Below are 18,390 nucleotides of genomic sequence, written 5' to 3'. Positions count from 1 at the left end.
GGTTGTAGCTCAGTTGGTTAGAGTACCGGCCTGTCACGCCGGGGGTCGCGGGTTCGAGCCCCGTCAACCGCGCCACTTTCCCCTTTCGGAAATGTTGGCTTACGCAAGATCGCGGCGCGCTTGTCGCTGCCCGTTCGGGGCGGTATAGCGGGGCTCTGATTTGGAGGCTCGCATGAAAGACACACAAGACATCCCCGCCCTGATCCATGAGATCGGCACCGCCGCCCGCGCGGCGGCAGCGGAGCTTGCTTTCGCGCCAGCCGAGGCCAAGGAAAAGGCGCTGATGGTGGCCGCGGACCGCATTGAGGCCGAGGCCGATGCGATCATCGCCGCCAATGCCAGGGATGTGGAATTTGGCACGGAAAAGGGTCTCTCGCCCGCGATGATGGACCGCCTGATGCTGAACGGCTCGCGGGTGCAGGCCATTGCCGACGGGTTGCGCGCGGTGGCGGGGCAGGTGGATCCGGTGGGGCAGGTGATGGCCGAATGGGACCGGCCCAGCGGCCTGCACATTCAGCGCGTCCGCACCCCGATCGGGGTGATCGGGGTGATTTACGAATCGCGCCCGAATGTCACGGCCGATGCCGGCGCGCTGGCGCTGAAGGCGGGGAATGCGGTGATCCTGCGCGGCGGCTCGGAGGGGTTCAATTCCTCCAGCGCCATCCATGCCTGCATGGTGGCAGGGCTGCGCGCCGCGGGCCTGCCGGAAGCCGCCATCCAGCTCATTCCCACCCGGGACCGGGCTGCGGTGTCCGAGATGCTGCGCGCGGTCGACCATATCGACGTGATCGTGCCGCGTGGCGGCAAGGGCCTCGTGGGCCTCGTGCAATCCGAGGCGCGGGTGCCGGTCTTCGCGCATCTCGAAGGGATTTGCCACGTCTATGCCGATGGCGCCGCCGATCTCGATAAGGCGCGCCGCGTCCTCCTGAACGCCAAAACCCGCCGCACCGGCGTTTGCGGCTCGGCGGAATGCCTGCTGATCGACCGCGTCTTTTATGCCCGACACGGCGCGGTGCTGATCGAGGACCTGCTGAAGGCGGGCGTCGAAGTCCGCGCGGCGGGAGAGCTGGCAGAGGTCCCCGGCACGATTGCCGCGCAGGACGAGGATTTTGGCCATGAATTCCTCGACATGATCATCGCGGCGAAGCTGGTCGACGGGGTGGATGGCGCGATTGCGCATATCCGCCAGTATGGCTCGAACCACACGGAATCGATCCTGACCGAAGACGATGCCACCGCGGCCCGCTTCTTCGCCCGGCTCGATTCAGCCATCCTGATGCGCAACGCCTCCACCCAATTCGCGGATGGTGGCGAGTTTGGCATGGGCGGCGAAATCGGCATCGCGACCGGCAAGCTGCACGCCCGCGGCCCGGTGGGGGCCGAACAATTGACCAGCTTCAAATATCTGGTCACCGGCGACGGCACCATCCGCGCCTGAGAACCGATCGGCCCCTGACATGATCGGGGGCCCGCCGTCACGCCGCTGCAAACCCGGTCACCCGGCACCGCGCGGCGGAAGCCTCCGGCGGGGATATTTCCGATCAGGCAAAGGGGCCATGCCGCGCCTTTGCCGCCCCAACGGCCGCAAACACCATTCCCACCCCGGCGCGGCTTTCCCCTTTCTTCTTGGTCCAAATACCTCGGGGGGAGGCCGCAGGCCGGGGGGCAGCGCCCCCCATCGCTGTCGCCGCCACCCGAGGGCGATCAGGGGTGTGCGCCGGTAGCCCATCCCCGCGAAAACCGCCTTCACCGCAGATTATTTTGCGCGCGACGCAAAAATATTTCCGGCCGCTGCATCCAAATGGCCGCGCCGCCGCGTCTTGGAAGTATCTGAACCACGGATTGGCTGTGGCTCGACATTCTGAGGATTTTACCGATGACAAAACTGACCTTTGCCGCCGCTGCAACGGCCCTTTTGGCAAGCTCGACCCTGACTGTCGCCCAGGACGCTGGTGGTCTGACCGCGATTGCGCTGTCAGGTGACAATATGATCCACAAAGTCGATGTCAGCACCGCAGCTGTCGGCGTGGGCATGGCGGTGCAGGGGGTTTCCAAGCTGTTGGGCATCGACCTGCGCCCGGCGACCGGTCAGCTGATTGGCGTGACCGACACGTTCGAGATCGTGGAAATCGACCCCGAGACCGGCATGGCGACCGTTCTCTCGAAAATGGACAAGGAACTGCCGCTGATGGACGGCGCGCCGGTGGTGGTTGATTTCAACCCGATGGCCGACAAACTGCGTTTCATGTCCGGCACCACCAACCACCGCGTCGACATCGAGACCGGTGCCGTGACCGTGGATGGCAGCCTCGCCTATGAAAGCGCGGATATGCATGCCGGTGAAGCGCCCGCCATTGCCGCCGCCGCCTATACCAACTCTTATGGCAAGCCCGAAGCCACGGCGATGTATGACATCGACAGCACCATCGTGGCGCTGATCCGTCAGACCTCGCCCAATGACGGCACGCTGGCCGCGATCGGTAAATTGGGGATTGAGGGCACCGACAGCTATGCCTTTGACATCGCGACCGATGCGGACGGGGTGAACACCGCCTGGCTGGTGGCCGGCCCGACGCTCTACACCCTGTCGCTTGAGAGCGGCGCCGTGGACAAGAACTGGGCTCTCACCGGCGCCGAGGGTGTGATGGTGCGCGACATCACCTTCATGACCGCGAAGTAATCGCCTGAACCGGGGGCCGGTGCGACCTGTGGCACCGGCCCTGCCTTTGCCGCGCAGTCATCCTGCGGTGGTTGCGCTCTGGTCTGGCTGTGGCTCAACTCTGGCCCGAAACTGGCCCGGCTCTCGCCCGATCCGCGTGTGAAAGGCAGCTGCCGATGGGAATGACGCTATTTGACCCGGCCGCCCGCACAGAAAATGCCAATCGCGGTTTGACGGCGCGCGCTTTGCCCCCTACCTCTGTTTCAACCTCAACGGCCCTGTGCCGCGAAACGGAAATGAGCCTCACCGTGACCGACCTTGCCGCTTTGATCCAGGCCTGCGCTGCCGGGGACCGCTCTGCGCTGAAGGCGATCATGACGCAGGAGGGCGGCCGCATGCTGGGCGTCGCGCGGCGGATGTTGCGGCGGCTGGATCTGGCTGAGGATGCGGTGCAGGAAACGCTGGTGCTGGTCTGGCGCAAGGCCGATCAGTTCGATGCCGGGCGCGGGCAAGCCAAGGCCTGGCTCTACACGATTTTGCGCAACCGCTGCCTCACGCAGCTGCGCGGCGGCGACCGAGAGATCTTGCTGGAACCGGGTGATGCCGAAACCGCACCGGACGGCGCGGTGCTGGAAATGGCCTATAACCGTCTGGAGCGCACGCATGATCTGCGGATCTGCCTCGAGACATTGGAGCCGAGCAAACGCATGGCGATCCTGTCGTCTTATATTCTGGGCTACAGCCACGGCGAAATCGCCGGGCGGATGAACGCGCCGCTGGGCTCGGTCAAGGCCTGGGTGCGCCGGGGCCTGCTGACGCTGCGGGAGTGTCTGTCATGAGCGATCGTCCTTTGATGGAGCGGATCGACGAGGTCGTCCTTGGCCTTGCCAGTGACGCGGAGCAGGCCGAGATTGCGGCGCTGTGCGCGGCCGATGCCGATCTGGCGGCGGCGCTGGAGCGGGCGCGGCAGCGTTTTGGCGCGCTGGATGATACGGCGGATGTGCTGCCGCTGCCCGAGGGGTTGTGGGGGCGGGTGGAACAGGCGCTGGAGGTCAGCGCGGCTGAGACGGTGACCCCTGATGCTCTGGCGTCCGACACGGTGCCTGCCGCGCGGATCCTTCCCTTTGCCGCGCGGCCCACATCCTCAGCAACCGGCCCGCGCGACGGCTGGCGGCTGGCGGCGCTCGGCGGGATGGCGGCCTCTCTGCTGCTGGCGGTGTCGCTCGGCTGGAGCCTGATGTCCGGCACCCGGCCGACGGTGGTGGCGGTGCTTCTGGACGATCAGGGGCAGCCTTTCGCGCTGGTCGAGGGGGCGGCAGACAATACGACGCTGGTCACCTTGCTGGAGCAAGCCCGGGTGCCCGAAAATCAGGTGATGCAGGTCTGGACCAAGCCGGATGCGGCGGGCAAGCCGGTCTCGCTCGGGCTGTTGGCCACGGCACGCTCGCGCGCGCTTTCGGTCGAAGGGTTGCCGCCGCCGCATGCCGATCAGCTCTATGAGATCACCTTTGAGCCTGCGGGCGGCTCGCCGACGCAATTGCCGACCGGGCCAATTCTGGGCAAGGGCTTTGCCAAAACCCCGATCTATTGATCCCGGGGCCGGGGTACATGCGGCCCCGGACATCGTGGCATAAGCCGGGAAAGTCAGGTCTGCTGCCTTCCCTCTGACCCCCGATGCCCGATGATCGGGCGGACGGCGGGGGCGCGTGCAGCCTTTTCGGCGCTGCCGCTTGGCCCGTTCTGGGGTCCGCGGGGCGGTGCCCGTCGATCAGGTCAAAAGCGGATAAAGGCGCCGGTCTCGTCGATCGACCAGCGGATCTGGCGCGCCTGCCGCAGGGCTTCGCGCGGCAAAAGCCGGAACTGCACCTGCGCCGGGCTGACCGCGCCGGGCTCTCCGGTCAGCATAGCCCAAAGGGCGGGGTCGGGTTTGGTCCGCCGCGCCTCGGCCACCAGCGAATAAACCTCCCCCTCGCGGGTGATCCGCACCACGCCGCCCCAAGGCAGGGCATTCTCAAGGCAAAGCACCGCCAGAAAAGCCATTTTCACCAGCCGCCGGGGCTGATCACCCTCAACCTGCCAGTCAAATTGCAGCCGCCCCCCCTGCGCCAGATCGGCCAGAAGGTTGATGGTTTCCGAGCGCCCGACCTGCTGATCCACGCTGGATTGCCCAAATGCCACGCGAAAAAACTTCAGCCGCGCGCTGGCATTGCCGACGCTTTCGGCGATCAGCTGCATCTCGGGGCTCATGCCGGTGCCCGACATCGCGAGGAGTTCAACACCATTGCCGATCGCGCCCAAAGGGCTGATAAGGTCATGGCACAGACGCGATCCGACCAATGCGGTCAGGTCGGGCTCGTCCAGATCGGCGCCAAAGGCTTCGGCGGCGGTCTGATGGGAAAATGCGTCGGTCATGGATCTCTCGGTCGGCTGGGAAGGATAAGACGATGAATTTTATGCTGGAGCCCGGCATGCTGGTCCGCCATCCACATGCGCCCGAATGGGGGCTGGGGCAAGTTCAGTCACGGATCGGTGACAAGATCACGGTGAATTTTGAACATACCGGCAAGCAGGTGATCGATGGGCGCAACATAGAACTCCAACTCGTCATCGCAAATTAAGCTTAAGAAACCATTTATTTCCGCGCCACGCAATTGCGGTGCCGCGCGGACAGGGGCCGATGCGCGGGGTTCCGCGCGGGGGTTCTGGGCGGGGTTTCGGGCGGCCGGGGTGCCGGAGGTCGGGCGGGGTCTGCCGCTGGCGCTTATGGTTGCCAAACCGGCCGCAACTGCCTAAAACCGCGGCACCGGAGCAAGGGCCCCGGATGCGGCCCCGAAAGCGCAGGCACATGACCCTCGATACCGCCCATCTCGAAATCCGCATTGCCTCTGACCCCCGCGATCTGCGGGCAGCGCAACGGCTGCGCTATGCTGTTTTCATCGAAGAACTGGGCGGCAACGGCGATCTGGTCGATCACAAGAACCGGCTGGAATGCGATGAATTTGATGACTTTTATGATCATCTTCTCCTGATCGACACCTCGCGCGATGCCGATGCGCTTGAGCATGTGGTGGGGGTCTACCGCCTGCTCACCGGCACCCGCGCGGCCGAGATCGGGCGGTTTTACTGTGATGCGGAATATGACCTCAGCGCGCTGCGCGCCTCGGGGCGTGAGTTGCTGGAGCTGGGCCGTTCCTGCGTGCATCCCGACTATCGCGGCGGCGTGGCCATGTATCTGCTCTGGAACGCGCTGGCGGAATATGTGCTGGAAAAGGGCGTGGAGGTGCTGTTCGGCGTCGCCAGTTTCCACGGCACCGATCCGGAGGCGCTGAAGCTGCCGCTCTCCTGGCTGCACCACCACCATCTGGCCCCCGAAGCGCTGCGGGTGCGGGCGCAAGCGGCGCATTTCCAGCGGATGGATCTGGTGCCCGCCGATCAGATCGACCGCCGTCAGGCCATGCTCGAGATGCCCGCGCTGATCAAAGCCTATTTGCGGCTGGGCGGTTTCGTCGGCGAGGGTGCCTTTATCGACCGGCCCTTCAACACCACCGATGTCTGCCTGCTGATGGACACCGCCGCGATGAGCGCCAAGCATCACCAGTTCTACACCCGCAAACATGAGGCGAAGCCGTGACACTGGCGCCGCAGACCTGGCGCGAGTCAGAGCCGCCAGTCTTGCCGCCGTTGGGCCTTGGCGATTGGCTGCGGGTGCTCTGGCGCGGCGCGGTCTTTGGCTTTGTCACTTATGGCGGGTTGCTGCTGCTCCTGCTCCTGCGGCTGATCGAATGGCCGCTGCACGGGCGCAACCGGCCCTGGACGCCCTGGGTCACCCGCGCCGTCTGCATCGCCAGTTTTCACATCCTGGGCATGCGGCGGCGGGTGCAGGGCGCGCCGATGCGGCAGGTGGGGGCGGTGGTCGCCAACCATGCCTCCTGGCTGGATATTTTCGCGCTGAACGCCTGCCAGAACGTCTATTTCGTCGCCAAATCCGAAGTGGCGGGCTGGGCGGGCATCGGCTGGCTGGCGCGCGCCACCGGCACTTTGTTCATCCGCCGCGATCCGAAACAGGCCAAGGCGCAAAAGCAGCTCTTTGAAGAGCGGATCCGTGCGGGGCATCACCTTCTCTTTTTCCCCGAGGGAACCTCGACCGATGGATTGCGGGTTTTGCCCTTTAAATCAACGCTTTTCGGTGCGTTCTTCAGCGAGGGGCTGGAGCGGGTGATGCAGATCCAGCCGGTCAGCGTGGTCTATACCGCGCCGCCGGGGGCGGATGCGCGCTTTTACGGCTGGTGGGCCGAGATGGATTTCGGCAGCCATTTGCTGCGCGTGCTCGCGGCGCGCAAACAAGGCGCGGTGGAGGTGCATTTCCATGCGCCGGTCAATGTGCGCGACTTTGCCGACCGCAAGGCGCTTGCCCAGCATTGCGAACGGGCGGTGCGCTCGGCGCTGCCGGGGCTGTGATCACAGGCACTCAGCGTGTACGGTAATGCCGCAAGACAAACAGGCGGATCGCGGTGGCAAGCCCGGTGTCCGTGCCCCGCGCCGCATCAATTTCCGCCGCCAATTCGTTGATTCCCTTGTCAGATTGCGCCGCAATCTCGCGGAAGGCCACCCAGAATTCCGCCTCAAGCGAGACGGAGGTGCGGTGACGGCCCAGCGTCAGCGAGTGCTTTTCCGGGCGGCTCATGCCGGGGGCTCATCGGAGTCAGTCTCAGGCGCGCGGCGGTGGCCCTCAAGGGCGGTCCGTGCCTTCTCGGCCTCAGCGGCTTCCCGCGATTTTTGCGCCTTGGTGCGGGCGAATTTTGCGGCATTTTCATCGCCTTGCGCGCGCTTTTTCACGCGCGCAAGGGTTTTCTTGGCTGACCGGAGATTGATGATCTCGGCCATATCCGATCAATCCTCGGGGCCGACCATCAGCTCCGGGCGGACGATGCGGTCAAAGGTCTCGCCATCGACAAAACCAAGCGCAATCGCCTCATCGCGCAGGTTGGTGCCGTTTTTATGCGCGGTTTTCGCGACCTTAGTAGCATTGTCATAGCCGATGGTGGGCGCCAGCGCCGTCACCAGCATCAGGCTTTCCTTCATCAGCTTGTCGATCCGGGCCACATTGGCCTGGGTGCCGACGACCATGTTGTCGGTGAAGCTCGAGGCCGCATCGCCCAAAAGCTGCATCGATTGCAGCACGTTATAGGACATCATCGGGTTGTAGACGTTCAGCTCGAAATGGCCCTGCGACCCGGCAAAGCCCACCGCCGCGTCATTGCCCATCACATGGGCGCAGACCATGGTCAGTGCTTCGGCCTGGGTCGGGTTCACCTTGCCCGGCATGATCGAGGAGCCCGGCTCGTTCTCCGGCAGGATCAGCTCGCCCAGGCCTGAGCGCGGGCCGGAGCCCAAAAGCCGCATGTCATTGGCGATCTTGAACAAAGACCCGGCCACGGTTTTCAGCGCGCCCGAGAACATCACCATCGCATCATGCGCGGCCAGCGCCTCGAATTTGTTCGGCGCGGTGACGAAGGGCAGGTTGGTGATCTCGGCGATCTTCGCCGCAATCGCGGTGTCCCAGCCCTTTTTGGTGTTCAGCCCGGTGCCGACGGCGGTGCCGCCCTGCGCCAGCTCATAGATATCGCCGAGGCAGGCCTCGACGCGGGCGATGCCTTTGCGGACCTGATGCGCATAGCCCGAAAATTCCTGGCCCAGCGTCAGCGGCGTCGCATCCTGCGTGTGGGTGCGGCCGATCTTGATGATATCCTTGAACTCTTCCTGCTTGGCTTCCAGCGCCTTCAGGAGTTTGGTCAGCCCCGGGATCAGCACGTCGCGCGCGAGCATGGCAATCGCCACATGCATCGCGGTCGGGAAGGTGTCGTTCGACGACTGGCCCATGTTGCAGTGATCGTTCGGGTGCACCGGCTTTTTCGAGCCCATGACGCCGCCCAGGATCTCGATCGCGCGGTTCGAGACCACTTCGTTCGCGTTCATGTTCGACTGCGTGCCCGAGCCGGTCTGCCAGACGACGAGCGGGAAGTTGTCGTCAAACTTGCCCTCGATCACTTCGCTGGCGGCTTGCACCATGGCAGCCCCCAGTTCCGGCGCGATCAGGCCCGAGGCCATGTTCACCTCTGCCGCGGCGCGCTTGATCACGCCGAGCGCGCGGATGATCGGCACCGGCTGCTTTTCCCAACCGATGGGGAAGTTGATGATCGACCGCTGGGTCTGCGCGCCCCAGTATTTGTCGGCGGGAACTTCCAGCGGGCCAAAGCTGTCGGTTTCGGTACGGGTTGCAGTCATCGGGCAAGCCTCCTGAGAATGTCAGGGGTTTCTTAGGGGCAGGGGATGGATTTTGCAATCAGTATACGAAGGTATACCGCTAACATTGCCGGGAAATTCAGTGTTGGCGGTAGGTGTGCACGGTGGCGGGCGGCAGGTTGAAGAACACCCGGTGGCCACGGGTGACCTGCAGGCCCAGCTCCTGGCGCACGCGCTCCAGCATTGGCGGGCGCGGCCCATAGGTGAATTGCACAAAAATCCCGCCCGGGCGCAAAGCCTTGATCGCGGCACCGACAATGGCGCGCTGGGTGGCCTCGGACATCGACAGAAGCGGCAGGCCCGAGATCACGGCGCCCAGCGGCGGCAGACCGGCCAAAGGCAGATCCTGCGCCGGCAGATTCTCCACCCGCAAATCGGGATACTCGCGCTTGAGCCGGGCGCAGAAGGTGGGGTTCATCTCGAACAGCGTCAAGTTTTCCGGCGCCACGCCCTGATCCAGAATGGCCTTGGTGATCTTGCCGGTGCCGGGGCCAAACTCGGCAACGGGGCCGGTGTCGGGGCCCACGCCCTTGGCCATCTCGCGCGCCAGCACGCTGGAGGAGGGGGCCACCGCCGACACCTGCAAAGGCTTGCGGATCATCTGGCCCAGAAACAGTGACAGGTCGCTCATGTTTTCTCCCCCGGTCAGCGCTTCGCGGCGCTTGTTGAGCCGACTATGGCAGTGTTCTTGCCGCAGGGGAATGACAAAGGCGTGACGCAAAAGGCCCCCGAAACCGGGGGCCGTTCACTATGCTGTGCGCTGCCTATTTGCGCCATTTGTCGAGGCTGACCACTTCAGCCTCGGGGCGCGGGCCGTCGGGGCCGTCATCGTCATCGTCGTCTTCATCCTCGTCATCCTCATCGTCGAATTCCTGCGATTCAAAGCGCAGGCCGAATTCGACCGAGGGATCGACAAAGGTGCGCACGGCGTCAAAGGGCACGTGCAGCGGCTCGGGGTTGTCGCCGAAATTCAGGGTGATGTCGAAGCCTTCATCGGTGACCACGAGGTTGTCAAACCAGTGCTGCACAACGATGGTCATCTCTTCGGGATAGCGGGCGCGCAGCCAGTCGGCCAGCGCGGCATCGGGGTGGCGCGTGTCGAAGGTGATGAAGAAGTGGTGATCCCCCGGCAGGCCTTCATCTGCCACGGTTTCAAGCACTTGCTGGATCAGCCCGCGCATCGCGCGGTGCATCAGCTGGCCATATTCAATGCTTCGCGTCATCGCAGTTCCTTTGTCCGGCCCGAGTGTCACAATCGGTGCCTCATGCGGACAGCATAGGGGATTCGCGGATGAAGGAAAGGGGGGCGACGCGGCTTTGCGGGGGGCGGCATGCCGTCCCCGCACAGGCTCTATGCCATGTGTCTGTCAGGACAATTGTTCGCCCGAGAAACACAGCGCCATCGAGTATTCCGGCAGCGCGCCGATCTGCTCGAAAAAGCTGATCAGGTCAAAATGATTGAAGGCTTCGGCGATCTTGCCCTCGCTGAAACGCATCGCCACCTGGCCCGAAAACGCCAGCGGCTTCAGCGATTGCCGCGAGACGCCGCTGACCGAAATCAGCGCCCAGAGCCAGTCCTCGGTCTCGAAATGCCGTTCAATCCTGACCGCAGGGTCGGCCACCAGATGCAGCATCGCCGGGATCAGCTCGCGAAACTCTTGCGGCGACACCTCCAGCCCCGTCATCAGCCCCTCCACATGCGAGGCGGGCGCGAAGAACTGATCAATCGCGTCCAGATTGCCGCCAAACCAGACGGTCTCGTACCATTCCTGCAAAAACTGAAGCTTCTGTGACATCTGCGGCTTCCTTGTGTGCGCGGTCCTGGGGCAGTGTTGCAACCAAGGGATGCGCAATCGTTAACAAGGCGGCAAAAACAGTCAAAATGATCGGGGATATCCGCGCAATTGAACATATTTCCGTGCGGGAAAGCGGTCAGTTTGCAGCTTTGGGGGGTAGGTGCAGGTTTCTGTTGCCAGGTACCTGCGAACCCCGCCTTAAGCGGCTAAGCCTAAGGACTTAGTTTCGGCGACCCGAACTGCTTACGCAGCCAGAGCCATTGCCGGAGCACGGTTGTCATTGGCAACTGTACATTTTGCACCGATAACGGTGGTGGCTCACCGAGACAAAGCTAACATCTTTGGACGTTCGTCGATCCTATTTCGACCCCCTCCGCCCCCAATGAGGGAGTATTGGTGGAGTCGCCGGGTACCGCCCCCGGGTCCGATCCGTTTATTACATGCGCGTTTATGTCCATAGCCCGGAGCAAGCCCCGAACAGGTCCTATATAGGGGGCAGGTCGCGGGCCGACAAGGGGGGATTGGTCCTGCCGGGGCCAGCCGCGCCGTTGCGCCGCTGGCGGGAGCCGCCGGGCGCAGGGGCTGCGGTGCCCCCGTATGGGCGGCTGCGCGTCGCGGGGTTTTGCGGTTCCGATCACCCGAACTTTGGCCTCTAACCCTCGAGAGAGCGCCCAAAAATCACAATCGCGACGCCGAGGGCCGCGAGGGCAGCAAAGCTCAGCGGCCGCCAGTGCCCCTGCCACGGGCTGTCGGCACGGCCGAGATGGCGCCAGGCCCAGCGGCAGGCGATCGCCGCCTGCAAGGCGTAGTAAAGCGCGAAGGCGCGGCTGGCATAGCTGATGATCTGATAGATGTCGGCGACCCAGGTCAGCGCGAGGCCCGCCAGCACCAGGACCAGATAGGCGCGGCGTGGCGAGAGTTTGCCGCGCGTCACCTCGGACATCAGCCCGCCCGCGCCGCTGGTGTCGGCGACGGCGGCGCTGAATTGCGCGGCCAGTGCGGCGGCGACCAGCAGGAAGGGCAGCACCGGCGCCACCTGACGCATCATGCCGATGATCGCCGTTTCGTCAGTTTCCACCGCCGCCGGCGCGAAAGCATAGGCGATCAGCGCGATATAGGCGAGGTAGATCACGCTGGAGAGGATCTGTGCCCAGCGCATTGCCCGCTCGCGCGTCGGGCGGTCATATTCTTCGCCAAGATAGCGGGCGGTTTCAAAGCCTTGCACGGTGACAATCAGGCCAAAGGCCAAGGTCACCGCGGGCCAACCCGTCATTTGCGGCGGCGACAGCAGGAGGCTGCCGCGCTGCACATGGTCGCCGAAGAACACCGCCAGCCCGAGGAGCAGCCCGGCAATGATCGCCAGTTTCAACCCGACCGAGACATATTCCATCCGCTCCAGCGCCGAAAATCCCTTGGTCCAGCCGGTGATCAGGATCACGGCAAAGACGGCGCTGGTCACGCCGCGCGCCGCGATCTCGGAATCCCATGCTGTAAGAGAGACGCTGAAGGCCCCGAAAAGATTGAGATAATAGGCAACCGAGATGATGTAGGCAAAGCCGAGCGCCCAGGAGGAGAGATTCTCAAGCGCGGTGATCTCCGGCCCCGGCGCGTCGCTCTCGCTGGCGTGCATCGAAAACCTTATCGCCGCGCCAAAGCCCCAGGCCATGGCGCACAGCAGCGCCATCGCCAGCGGTGCCCAGGCGCCATAGGCGCTGTTCAGGATCGGCCCCAGCACCAGAAACCCCGACCCGATGATCGAGGCGAGCGGCGTCGTCATCGCCCGCCAGCTGCGGTTGGCGCGCAGCCCTGGCAGGAAAACCACCACGGCGGTCAGGATGACGGCAACAGAAATGGCTATGTTCAAAAGCATCTGCGGTTCATTCCCAAGCCATTTCATGAAAAAAGCGCCGGGGGGACCCGGCGCCTCTCTCTAGACTGATTGCGGATCAGAAGCCCGCTTTGATTTTCTCGAACTCTTCTTGCTGCCGCTCGCGCTGCTTGGGGTCGTTCGGGGTCTGCGCCAGCACCGGCGCATTCACCGGGTTCAGACCGGCGCCCACCAGCTCTTCCGCCGAGATCGTCTCCATCCCCTTCAGGTTCGAATGGCCATAGCCGATCTCATCCAGCAAGAACTTGGCCGATTCCGGGCGCAGCCAGGAGTTGATGAAATCATAGGCTTTGTCTTCGCTGCCGGGGCCGTTCTTCAGATTGACGAACCCGCAGAACCAGCTCGACGAGCCTTCCTTGGCTTCGCGCTGAAAGCCCACCGGATAGTTGTCGGCCTTGAGATAGGTGACACCGTCATTCCACGACCAGGCCACCTGCACCGCGCCCGAGGCCATCAGCTGGCTCATTTCGGCCGGGTCCGCCCAATAGGCCGAGACATTCTGATGCGCCTCGCGCAGCCAGGCGGCTGCGGCGTTGAACTGATCGTCGGTGATGTTGGTCCAGTCGGTCACGCCGGTGGCGAGATAGGCCAGCGCCCAGACATCGTCCGAGCTGTCGGGCAGCGAGGTGCGCCCCTGATATTTCGGGTTCACAAAGACCTGCAGCGAGGCGACATCCTCGGCGGGCACTTCCTCGGTGTTATAGGCGATGGCGGTGGCGCCCCAATCGGTCGGAATGTACCACACACCGCCGTCATCCTTGAAGATCTTGGAATCAAGCAGTTTTGGGTCGAGATCGGCAAAGGCCGGGATCTTTGAGACATCCCAGGGCTCGATCAGCCCGGCGTCGCGGTATTTCGAGACCATCTGCGAGCAGGGATGCGCCACATCGGCCTTGAAGCCCGAGGCGATTTTCTGGAAGGCCTCGTCGTCATCGCCGTAGAAGGTGTAGCTCGGGCCATCGCCGTATTTCTTGGTGTATTCCTCAAACAGGCCCGGCACTTCGAATCCGGCCCAGTCGAACACCAAGAGTTCGGGGTCGGCGGCGCGGACGGGGCTCGACAGGGGCAAGGAGATCGCCGCGGCGGCTGCCGTGGCCAGAAGCATCGAGGACAGTTTCATGGTCATCCTTTCGGGGTGGAAGCTGTGGCTGCACAAACGCTAGTGGCGGGTTTTTCGCGCTGCAAGTCTGAATTGGCACCCGGTTGGCCGCGGCGGGCCGGGATTGAGCATGTGCCTGTATTTTGGGCAGATGAAAATGCCCAGCAGAATGATTGATCCGGGCGGGGCGGGCTGCGTAGAAGGAGTAAGAGGGAAAAATGCAGCAAAAACCGATTATTCTATGGCTCCGCCGTGATTTGCGGCTCAGCGATCACCCGGCACTGACCGCGGCCTCTTCTTTGGGCCGCCCGGTGATTCCTGTCTTTATCGACGATCCCGAGACGCAATCTCTGGGGGCGGCACCGCGCTGGCGGCTGGGGCTTTCCGTCGCGTCACTTGCGCAGGGTCTGGCCGCGTGCGGCAGCCGCCTGATCCTGCGGCAGGGGCCTGCGCTGGCGGTGCTGCGGGCGCTGATCGCCGAAACCGGGGCGGATATGCTGCATTGGTCGCGGCTCTATGATCCGCAGAGCATCGCCCGTGATACCGAGGTCAAGGCGGTGCTGAAGGCCGAAGGGATCGCGGTGAAAAGCCATTCCGGGCATCTTTTGTTTGAGCCCTGGACGGTCGAGACGGGGCAGGGCGGCCCCTACCGCGTCTATACCCCCTATTGGCGCGCGGTGCGTGACCGGCCGGTGGCCCCGGCGCTGCCCGCGCCCGCGCAGATCCCGGCGCCCGAGGTCTGGCCCGCCACGGACAATCTGGACGATTGGCAGATGGGGGCCGCGATGCGGCGCGGTGCGGCGGTGGTGGAGCGGCATGCGGGCGTGGGCGAGGCGGTGGCGCAAAGGCGGCTGGCCGATTTCCTCGACGGACCGGTACTTAGCTACAAGGAGGATCGCGATCACCCCGATCTGCCCGCCACCTCGCGCCTGTCGGAAAATCTGACCTATGGCGAGATCAGCCCCCGGCAGATCTGGCACGCGGGCTGGCGGGTGCTGCATGACACCAGCAGTGCCAGCGCCGAGCATTTCCTCAAGGAGTTGGTCTGGCGCGAGTTTTCCTGGCATCTCTTGCACCATTTCCCGCAATTGCCGCAGGAAAACTGGCGCGCGGAATGGGAAGCTTTTCCCTGGCGCGGCGCGAGCGCAGATCTGACGGCCTGGCAGCGCGGCATGACCGGAGAGCCCTTTGTCGATGCCGCGATGCGCGAGATGTATGTGACGGGCACCATGCACAACCGGGCGCGGATGATCGCGGCCAGCTATCTGACCAAGCATCTGCTGACCGATTGGCGGCTGGGCCTCGCCTGGTTCGAGGATTGCCTGATCGACTGGGATCCGGCGGCGAATGCGATGGGCTGGCAATGGGTGGCGGGGTCGGGCCCCGATGCGGCGCCCTATTTCCGCGTGTTCAACCCGGCGGGGCAGGCCGAGAAATTTGACCGCGCCGGACATTACCGCCGCTGCTTTATCGCCGAAGGCCAGCGGCAGCCGCCGCAAACGGCACTGGATTTCTTTGCCGCTTGCCCGAAAAGCTGGGGCCTGGCGCCGGATCAGCCCTATCCCCGGCCGCGCATTGACCTGGCCGAGGGGCGCGCGCGGGCGCTAGAGGCCTATCAACGCGGCAAAAAATCGCCCGAGATCAAGTGAACCAAACGCCCAGGCGCGGCGTAGACTTGTAAACAAGGGGGTAAGGATGTTTGATTTCTCCACCATGAGCACCGAGATTCTGACCGATACCCGCGGGCAGAAAAATCTGCCGCGCTATTTCGGCGCCGTTTTTGCGGTGCTGGGAAAGATGCGCTCCGGGCGCCTGGATTTCGTGCTGCCGGACGGGCGGCTGTTTCGCGCCGAAGGGCCGCAGCCGGGGCCGCATGCCTGTGTGCAGGTGCATGACACCGATGTCTTTGCCCGGCTGATCCGCGACGGCGATCTGGGCTTTTGCGAAGCCTATCTCGACGAGGGCTGGACCACGCCCGATCTGATGGCCTTCATGGATCTGATGCAATCGGGCAATGATGAGGTCTATGACGGCTTTCCGGGCGGGTCGCTGGTGCGCGCCTTTGAGAATTTCCGCCATTGGCTGCGCGGCAATTCCAAGAAACAGGCGCGGCGCAACATCGCGCATCATTATGATCTGGGGAATGATTTCTACAGCCTCTGGCTGGACCCGACGATGACCTATTCCTCGGCGCTCTTTGCCGATCCCGATGCCGTCCCCGCCGAGGGGACCGCCGCCGTCGCCGCCCTCGCCGAGGCGCAGCGGGCGAAATATGCCGCACTCTGCGATGCGTTGGACGTGAAACCCGGCGATCATGTGCTTGAGATCGGCTGCGGCTGGGGTGGCTTTGCCGAATATGCGGCGGGCGAGCGCGGGCTGAAGGTGACCGGCCTGACCATTTCGGCCGAGCAACTGGCCTATGCCGAGGCGCGGATCCGGGCCAAGGGCCTGCAGGACCGGGTGACGCTGAAGCTGCAGGATTACCGCGATGAGCGGGGGCAATATGACGCTGTGGCCTCGATCGAGATGTTCGAGGCGGTGGGCGAGAAATACTGGCCCGTCTATTTCAATCAGCTCCGGTCCTGTCTGAAACCGGGTGGCAAAGCCTGTCTGCAGGTGATCACCGTACAGGACAAACGCTATGAGGTTTACCGCAAAACCCCTGATTTCATTCAGAAATACATCTTCCCGGGCGGCATGTTGCCCTCGCCCACCGTGCTGCGGGCGCAGGGGCAGGCGCAGGGGTTGGTGACGCTGGGTTCGCGCGAATTCGGGCGTTCCTATTCCCGCACCCTGCGGATCTGGGAAGAGCGCTTCAACGCCCGCTGGCCCGAGATTGCGGCGATGGGCTTTGATGATCGCTTCCGGCGGATGTGGAATTTCTATCTGGCCTCTTGCGCAGGCTCGTTTGAGGGCGGAAACTGCGATGTGACGCAGATCACTTACCAAAGGCCCTGACCCTATGCCCACCGCCGCCAAACTCTTCGCCACCATCGTTCTGGGTGGCGCGGCATTTTTGGCGGGGTGGCTCTTGTTGCAGGAAATGCCGGGCGCGGCCAAGATCGACTATCTGCCTTTGTTTGCCGTGGGCTACGGGGTTTTGTTCGGCTGGTTCATGGTCGGCAGTCAGGCCCGGCGCGGCAAAATCGCCATGCTGCAGATCGGGCTGACGGCGATGGCCTATGTGACCGTGCTCGTGCTTTTGAGCACGGCCTTCGTGCTGATGATCCGCCAGTCGCTGAACATGCATTACGCGGGCCTGTCGGATGCGCTGATCGACACCATCCAAAAGGCGCTGGATCTGGGGCAGAAGGGCCTGTTCCCGGATATTGTCATCGTGCTCATCCTCGGCGGGGCGTTCGGCGGGCTGATCGCTCATTGGGCCGGACGGCGGTGGCCCTGATGGATAATGTGTTTCTCACTGGCGCTTTGGCGCATCGGCCGCTGCTGTCGGTCGTGCTGGGCGAGACGCCCGATCTGATCCCGGCGGTCCTGCCGGGGCATGATCTGCGCCACAGCGCCAGCGGGCCCGCGCCGGCCGCCGTGCCGGTGATCTCGCCGGGGGCCGCGGCGGCGGTGGCGGGGTTCTTGCTGACCGCGCCGGGGCAGGAGGCAATGGCGCGGCTGTCGTTCTTTGCCGCCGCCATGGGCTATGGCGAGACGCACCGGCTGGTCGCGGCCGAAGGGGGCGCGCTTGATCCGGCGGCGATGGGGGCGGGGCTGAACGCGGGGCTGACCCCGGCGGTCAGCTTTGAGCCGACGCCCGCGCAGAAGGGGGCCGCGCCCTGGCAGCAAGAGGTTTGGGCCGCGCGCTGGGGGGCGATTGCCACCGAAACCGCCGCCGATGTGATGGCCGCGCAGGGTGCGCTGAGCGCCGAGGCTTTGGCGGCGCGGCGCGGTTCGCTCCTCGTGCGGGCGGCCTCGCGGCTGCGCGCGCAGGAGGACAAGCCCGCCACGCTGCGCCATGACGCCCAGCCCGGGGATGTCGCCAGCCTGCAACGCCGCATTCCCTATGCACATTTCTTTGCGGTCGAGGATCATCTGCTGCGCCACCGGCGGTTTGACGGCACCGAGTCCGAACCGATGGAGCGGGCGGTGTTCGTGTCCTGTGATGCGGTGGTGCTGTTGCCCTATGACCCGATGCGCGACCGCGTGCTGGTGATCGAGCAGTTCCGCCCCGGCCCCTGGCTGCGCGGCGACCGCAATCCCTGGCTTCTGGAGGCGGTTGCGGGCCGGATCGACGCGGGCGAAACGCCGGAAATGGCCGCGCGCCGCGAGGCGGCGGAAGAGGCGGGCCTGACGCTGGGCCGTCTGATCCCGGGGCCGAGTTACTATCCGTCGCCCGGGGCGAAAACAGAATATATCTATTCTTATCTTGCACTTGCAGACCTTCCTGACGGGGTGGCGCAGCCCGGGGGGCTGGAGGCCGAGGGCGAGGATATCCGTGCGCATCTGGTGGGGTTCGATCAGCTGATGGAGCTGGCGCAATCGGGCGAGATCGACAATGCGCCGCTGTTGGTGCTGGTGCAGTTTCTGGCCCGCGCGCGGGCACAACTGCGCGCCGCGGCCCTCGTGCAGCAGGCCGAGGCCGGACCGGCGCAGGCCGCAGCGGGCGGCAGCCCCGCCCCCGCGCGCCGGGGCTGAG

General features: G+C 64.5%; 20 protein-coding genes and 1 other RNA gene. 11 read left to right on the top strand and 10 right to left on the bottom strand.

From position 1 onward, the window contains the following. Positions 1 to 172 precede the first annotated feature (172 nt). From ACEN2S_RS17680 to ACEN2S_RS17665, 4 genes are all read left to right on the top strand, one after another. Entirely contained in the window at positions 173 to 1,438 is a 1,266-nt protein-coding gene (locus ACEN2S_RS17680) for a glutamate-5-semialdehyde dehydrogenase (protein ID WP_441868395.1), read from the top strand. A 438-nt stretch (positions 1,439 to 1,876) separates the two neighbouring features. Further along, positions 1,877 to 2,680, top strand: a complete 804-nt coding sequence (locus ACEN2S_RS17675; RefSeq protein WP_441868392.1) for a DUF4394 domain-containing protein — start codon at positions 1,877 to 1,879, stop codon at positions 2,678 to 2,680. A 275-nt stretch (positions 2,681 to 2,955) separates the two neighbouring features. Further along, on the top strand, positions 2,956 to 3,498 hold the full coding sequence (locus tag ACEN2S_RS17670) for a sigma-70 family RNA polymerase sigma factor (protein ID WP_441868389.1): 543 nt from the start codon (positions 2,956 to 2,958) through the stop codon (positions 3,496 to 3,498). Continuing rightward, the gene (locus ACEN2S_RS17665; RefSeq protein ID WP_441868386.1) at positions 3,495 to 4,250 is read left to right on the top strand and encodes an anti-sigma factor; all 756 of its coding nucleotides are present in this window, start codon (positions 3,495 to 3,497) and stop codon (positions 4,248 to 4,250) included. The genes ACEN2S_RS17670 and ACEN2S_RS17665 overlap by 4 nt, the downstream gene beginning before the upstream one ends. Positions 4,251 to 4,432: 182 nt before the next feature. On the opposite strand, the gene ACEN2S_RS17660 is transcribed toward ACEN2S_RS17665, so the two are convergent. After that, positions 4,433 to 5,071, bottom strand: a complete 639-nt coding sequence (locus ACEN2S_RS17660; RefSeq protein WP_441868383.1) for a histidine phosphotransferase family protein — start codon at positions 5,069 to 5,071, stop codon at positions 4,433 to 4,435. Positions 5,072 to 5,103: 32 nt separating this feature from the next. On the opposite strand from ACEN2S_RS17660, the gene ACEN2S_RS17655 reads away from it, so the two are divergent. The 3 genes from ACEN2S_RS17655 to ACEN2S_RS17645 all read left to right on the top strand — a co-directional run bounded on the left by ACEN2S_RS17655 (position 5,104) and on the right by ACEN2S_RS17645 (position 7,117). Then, on the top strand, positions 5,104 to 5,277 hold the full coding sequence (locus tag ACEN2S_RS17655) for a DUF3553 domain-containing protein (protein WP_441868380.1): 174 nt from the start codon (positions 5,104 to 5,106) through the stop codon (positions 5,275 to 5,277). A 227-nt stretch (positions 5,278 to 5,504) separates the two neighbouring features. Next, positions 5,505 to 6,290, top strand: a complete 786-nt coding sequence (locus ACEN2S_RS17650; RefSeq protein WP_441868377.1) for a GNAT family N-acetyltransferase — start codon at positions 5,505 to 5,507, stop codon at positions 6,288 to 6,290. Next, a complete protein-coding gene (locus ACEN2S_RS17645) occupies positions 6,287 to 7,117 on the top strand; it encodes a lysophospholipid acyltransferase family protein (RefSeq protein ID WP_441868375.1) in 831 nt (276 codons plus the stop codon). Before ACEN2S_RS17650 ends, ACEN2S_RS17645 begins: the two co-directional genes overlap by 4 nt. Before the next feature lie 10 nt (positions 7,118 to 7,127). Here the strand turns inward: ACEN2S_RS17645 and ACEN2S_RS17640 are convergent, their stop codons facing one another. The 9 genes from ACEN2S_RS17640 to ACEN2S_RS17600 form a co-directional block, all read right to left on the bottom strand. Beyond that, positions 7,128 to 7,343 carry a ribbon-helix-helix domain-containing protein gene (locus ACEN2S_RS17640; RefSeq protein ID WP_441868372.1) on the bottom strand — a complete coding sequence of 72 codons (216 nt, stop codon included), beginning with the start codon at positions 7,341 to 7,343 and terminating at the stop codon, positions 7,128 to 7,130. Beyond that, a complete protein-coding gene (locus ACEN2S_RS17635; protein ID WP_441868369.1) occupies positions 7,340 to 7,543 on the bottom strand; it encodes a DUF4169 family protein in 204 nt (67 codons plus the stop codon). The genes ACEN2S_RS17640 and ACEN2S_RS17635 overlap by 4 nt, the downstream gene beginning before the upstream one ends. A 6-nt stretch (positions 7,544 to 7,549) precedes the next feature. Then, entirely contained in the window at positions 7,550 to 8,944 is a 1,395-nt protein-coding gene (fumC, locus tag ACEN2S_RS17630; RefSeq protein WP_441868366.1) for a class II fumarate hydratase, read from the bottom strand. 97 nt (positions 8,945 to 9,041) lie between these two features. Then, positions 9,042 to 9,593 (bottom strand): class I SAM-dependent methyltransferase, encoded by a 552-nt coding sequence (locus tag ACEN2S_RS17625; protein WP_441868363.1) that lies wholly within the window; start codon positions 9,591 to 9,593, stop codon positions 9,042 to 9,044. A gap of 133 nt (positions 9,594 to 9,726) precedes the next feature. After that, positions 9,727 to 10,185 carry an SspB family protein gene (locus ACEN2S_RS17620; protein WP_441868360.1) on the bottom strand — a complete coding sequence of 153 codons (459 nt, stop codon included), beginning with the start codon at positions 10,183 to 10,185 and terminating at the stop codon, positions 9,727 to 9,729. 144 nt (positions 10,186 to 10,329) lie between these two features. Beyond that, entirely contained in the window at positions 10,330 to 10,758 is a 429-nt protein-coding gene (locus ACEN2S_RS17615) for an ester cyclase (RefSeq protein WP_441868357.1), read from the bottom strand. 159 nt (positions 10,759 to 10,917) lie between these two features. Further along, positions 10,918 to 11,276: a transfer-messenger RNA gene (ssrA, locus tag ACEN2S_RS17610) on the bottom strand. Between the two features lie 134 nt (positions 11,277 to 11,410). Continuing rightward, positions 11,411 to 12,628, bottom strand: a complete 1,218-nt coding sequence (locus ACEN2S_RS17605) for a hypothetical protein (protein WP_441868354.1) — start codon at positions 12,626 to 12,628, stop codon at positions 11,411 to 11,413. A gap of 76 nt (positions 12,629 to 12,704) precedes the next feature. Beyond that, positions 12,705 to 13,766, bottom strand: coding sequence for an ABC transporter substrate-binding protein (locus ACEN2S_RS17600; protein WP_441868413.1), 1,062 nt, complete (start codon positions 13,764 to 13,766; stop codon positions 12,705 to 12,707). Positions 13,767 to 13,963: 197 nt separating this feature from the next. Here ACEN2S_RS17600 and ACEN2S_RS17595 point away from each other — a divergent pair, with 197 nt between their 5' ends. From ACEN2S_RS17595 to ACEN2S_RS17580, 4 genes are read left to right on the top strand one after another with little or no spacing between them, the layout of a single operon-like run. After that, positions 13,964 to 15,394: a cryptochrome/photolyase family protein gene (locus ACEN2S_RS17595; protein WP_441868351.1), complete on the top strand. Its 1,431-nt coding sequence runs from the start codon at positions 13,964 to 13,966 to the stop codon at positions 15,392 to 15,394. Between the two features lie 46 nt (positions 15,395 to 15,440). Then, entirely contained in the window at positions 15,441 to 16,703 is a 1,263-nt protein-coding gene (locus ACEN2S_RS17590) for a class I SAM-dependent methyltransferase (RefSeq protein WP_441868348.1), read from the top strand. 4 nt (positions 16,704 to 16,707) lie between these two features. Further along, positions 16,708 to 17,148, top strand: coding sequence for a TrgA family protein (locus tag ACEN2S_RS17585; protein WP_441868345.1), 441 nt, complete (start codon positions 16,708 to 16,710; stop codon positions 17,146 to 17,148). Next, positions 17,148 to 18,389 (top strand): NUDIX domain-containing protein, encoded by a 1,242-nt coding sequence (locus ACEN2S_RS17580; RefSeq protein WP_441868342.1) that lies wholly within the window; start codon positions 17,148 to 17,150, stop codon positions 18,387 to 18,389. The genes ACEN2S_RS17585 and ACEN2S_RS17580 overlap by 1 nt, the downstream gene beginning before the upstream one ends. Position 18,390: the final 1 nt, after the last annotated feature.

The organism is Phaeovulum sp. W22_SRMD_FR3, from assembly GCF_052113705.1.
Lineage (GTDB): Bacteria > Pseudomonadota > Alphaproteobacteria > Rhodobacterales > Rhodobacteraceae > JBGQOG01.
The sequence above is the reverse complement of the archived record's forward strand: the minus strand, read 5'-3'. Positions and strand labels throughout refer to the sequence as shown.

What these genes read in the sequence shown, in the direction of transcription:
- ACEN2S_RS17665 (WP_441868386.1), top strand. Translation starts at nt 3,495, where the DNA reads ATGAGCGATCGTCCTTTGATGGAGCGGATCGACGAGGTCGTCCTTGGC.
- ACEN2S_RS17680 (WP_441868395.1), top strand. Translation starts at nt 173, where the DNA reads ATGAAAGACACACAAGACATCCCCGCCCTGATCCATGAGATCGGCACC.
- ACEN2S_RS17655 (WP_441868380.1), top strand. Translation starts at nt 5,104, where the DNA reads ATGAATTTTATGCTGGAGCCCGGCATGCTGGTCCGCCATCCACATGCG.
- ACEN2S_RS17675 (WP_441868392.1), top strand. Translation starts at nt 1,877, where the DNA reads ATGACAAAACTGACCTTTGCCGCCGCTGCAACGGCCCTTTTGGCAAGC.
- ACEN2S_RS17625 (WP_441868363.1), bottom strand. Translation starts at nt 9,593, where the DNA reads ATGAGCGACCTGTCACTGTTTCTGGGCCAGATGATCCGCAAGCCTTTG.
- ACEN2S_RS17620 (WP_441868360.1), bottom strand. Translation starts at nt 10,185, where the DNA reads ATGACGCGAAGCATTGAATATGGCCAGCTGATGCACCGCGCGATGCGC.
- ACEN2S_RS17640 (WP_441868372.1), bottom strand. Translation starts at nt 7,343, where the DNA reads ATGAGCCGCCCGGAAAAGCACTCGCTGACGCTGGGCCGTCACCGCACC.
- ACEN2S_RS17585 (WP_441868345.1), top strand. Translation starts at nt 16,708, where the DNA reads ATGCCCACCGCCGCCAAACTCTTCGCCACCATCGTTCTGGGTGGCGCG.
- ACEN2S_RS17650 (WP_441868377.1), top strand. Translation starts at nt 5,505, where the DNA reads ATGACCCTCGATACCGCCCATCTCGAAATCCGCATTGCCTCTGACCCC.
- ACEN2S_RS17590 (WP_441868348.1), top strand. Translation starts at nt 15,441, where the DNA reads ATGTTTGATTTCTCCACCATGAGCACCGAGATTCTGACCGATACCCGC.
- ACEN2S_RS17600 (WP_441868413.1), bottom strand. Translation starts at nt 13,766, where the DNA reads ATGAAACTGTCCTCGATGCTTCTGGCCACGGCAGCCGCCGCGGCGATC.
- ACEN2S_RS17660 (WP_441868383.1), bottom strand. Translation starts at nt 5,071, where the DNA reads ATGACCGACGCATTTTCCCATCAGACCGCCGCCGAAGCCTTTGGCGCC.
- fumC (WP_441868366.1), bottom strand. Translation starts at nt 8,944, where the DNA reads ATGACTGCAACCCGTACCGAAACCGACAGCTTTGGCCCGCTGGAAGTT.
- ACEN2S_RS17580 (WP_441868342.1), top strand. Translation starts at nt 17,148, where the DNA reads ATGGATAATGTGTTTCTCACTGGCGCTTTGGCGCATCGGCCGCTGCTG.
- ACEN2S_RS17595 (WP_441868351.1), top strand. Translation starts at nt 13,964, where the DNA reads ATGCAGCAAAAACCGATTATTCTATGGCTCCGCCGTGATTTGCGGCTC.
- ACEN2S_RS17670 (WP_441868389.1), top strand. Translation starts at nt 2,956, where the DNA reads ATGAGCCTCACCGTGACCGACCTTGCCGCTTTGATCCAGGCCTGCGCT.
- ACEN2S_RS17605 (WP_441868354.1), bottom strand. Translation starts at nt 12,628, where the DNA reads ATGCTTTTGAACATAGCCATTTCTGTTGCCGTCATCCTGACCGCCGTG.
- ACEN2S_RS17615 (WP_441868357.1), bottom strand. Translation starts at nt 10,758, where the DNA reads ATGTCACAGAAGCTTCAGTTTTTGCAGGAATGGTACGAGACCGTCTGG.
- ACEN2S_RS17635 (WP_441868369.1), bottom strand. Translation starts at nt 7,543, where the DNA reads ATGGCCGAGATCATCAATCTCCGGTCAGCCAAGAAAACCCTTGCGCGC.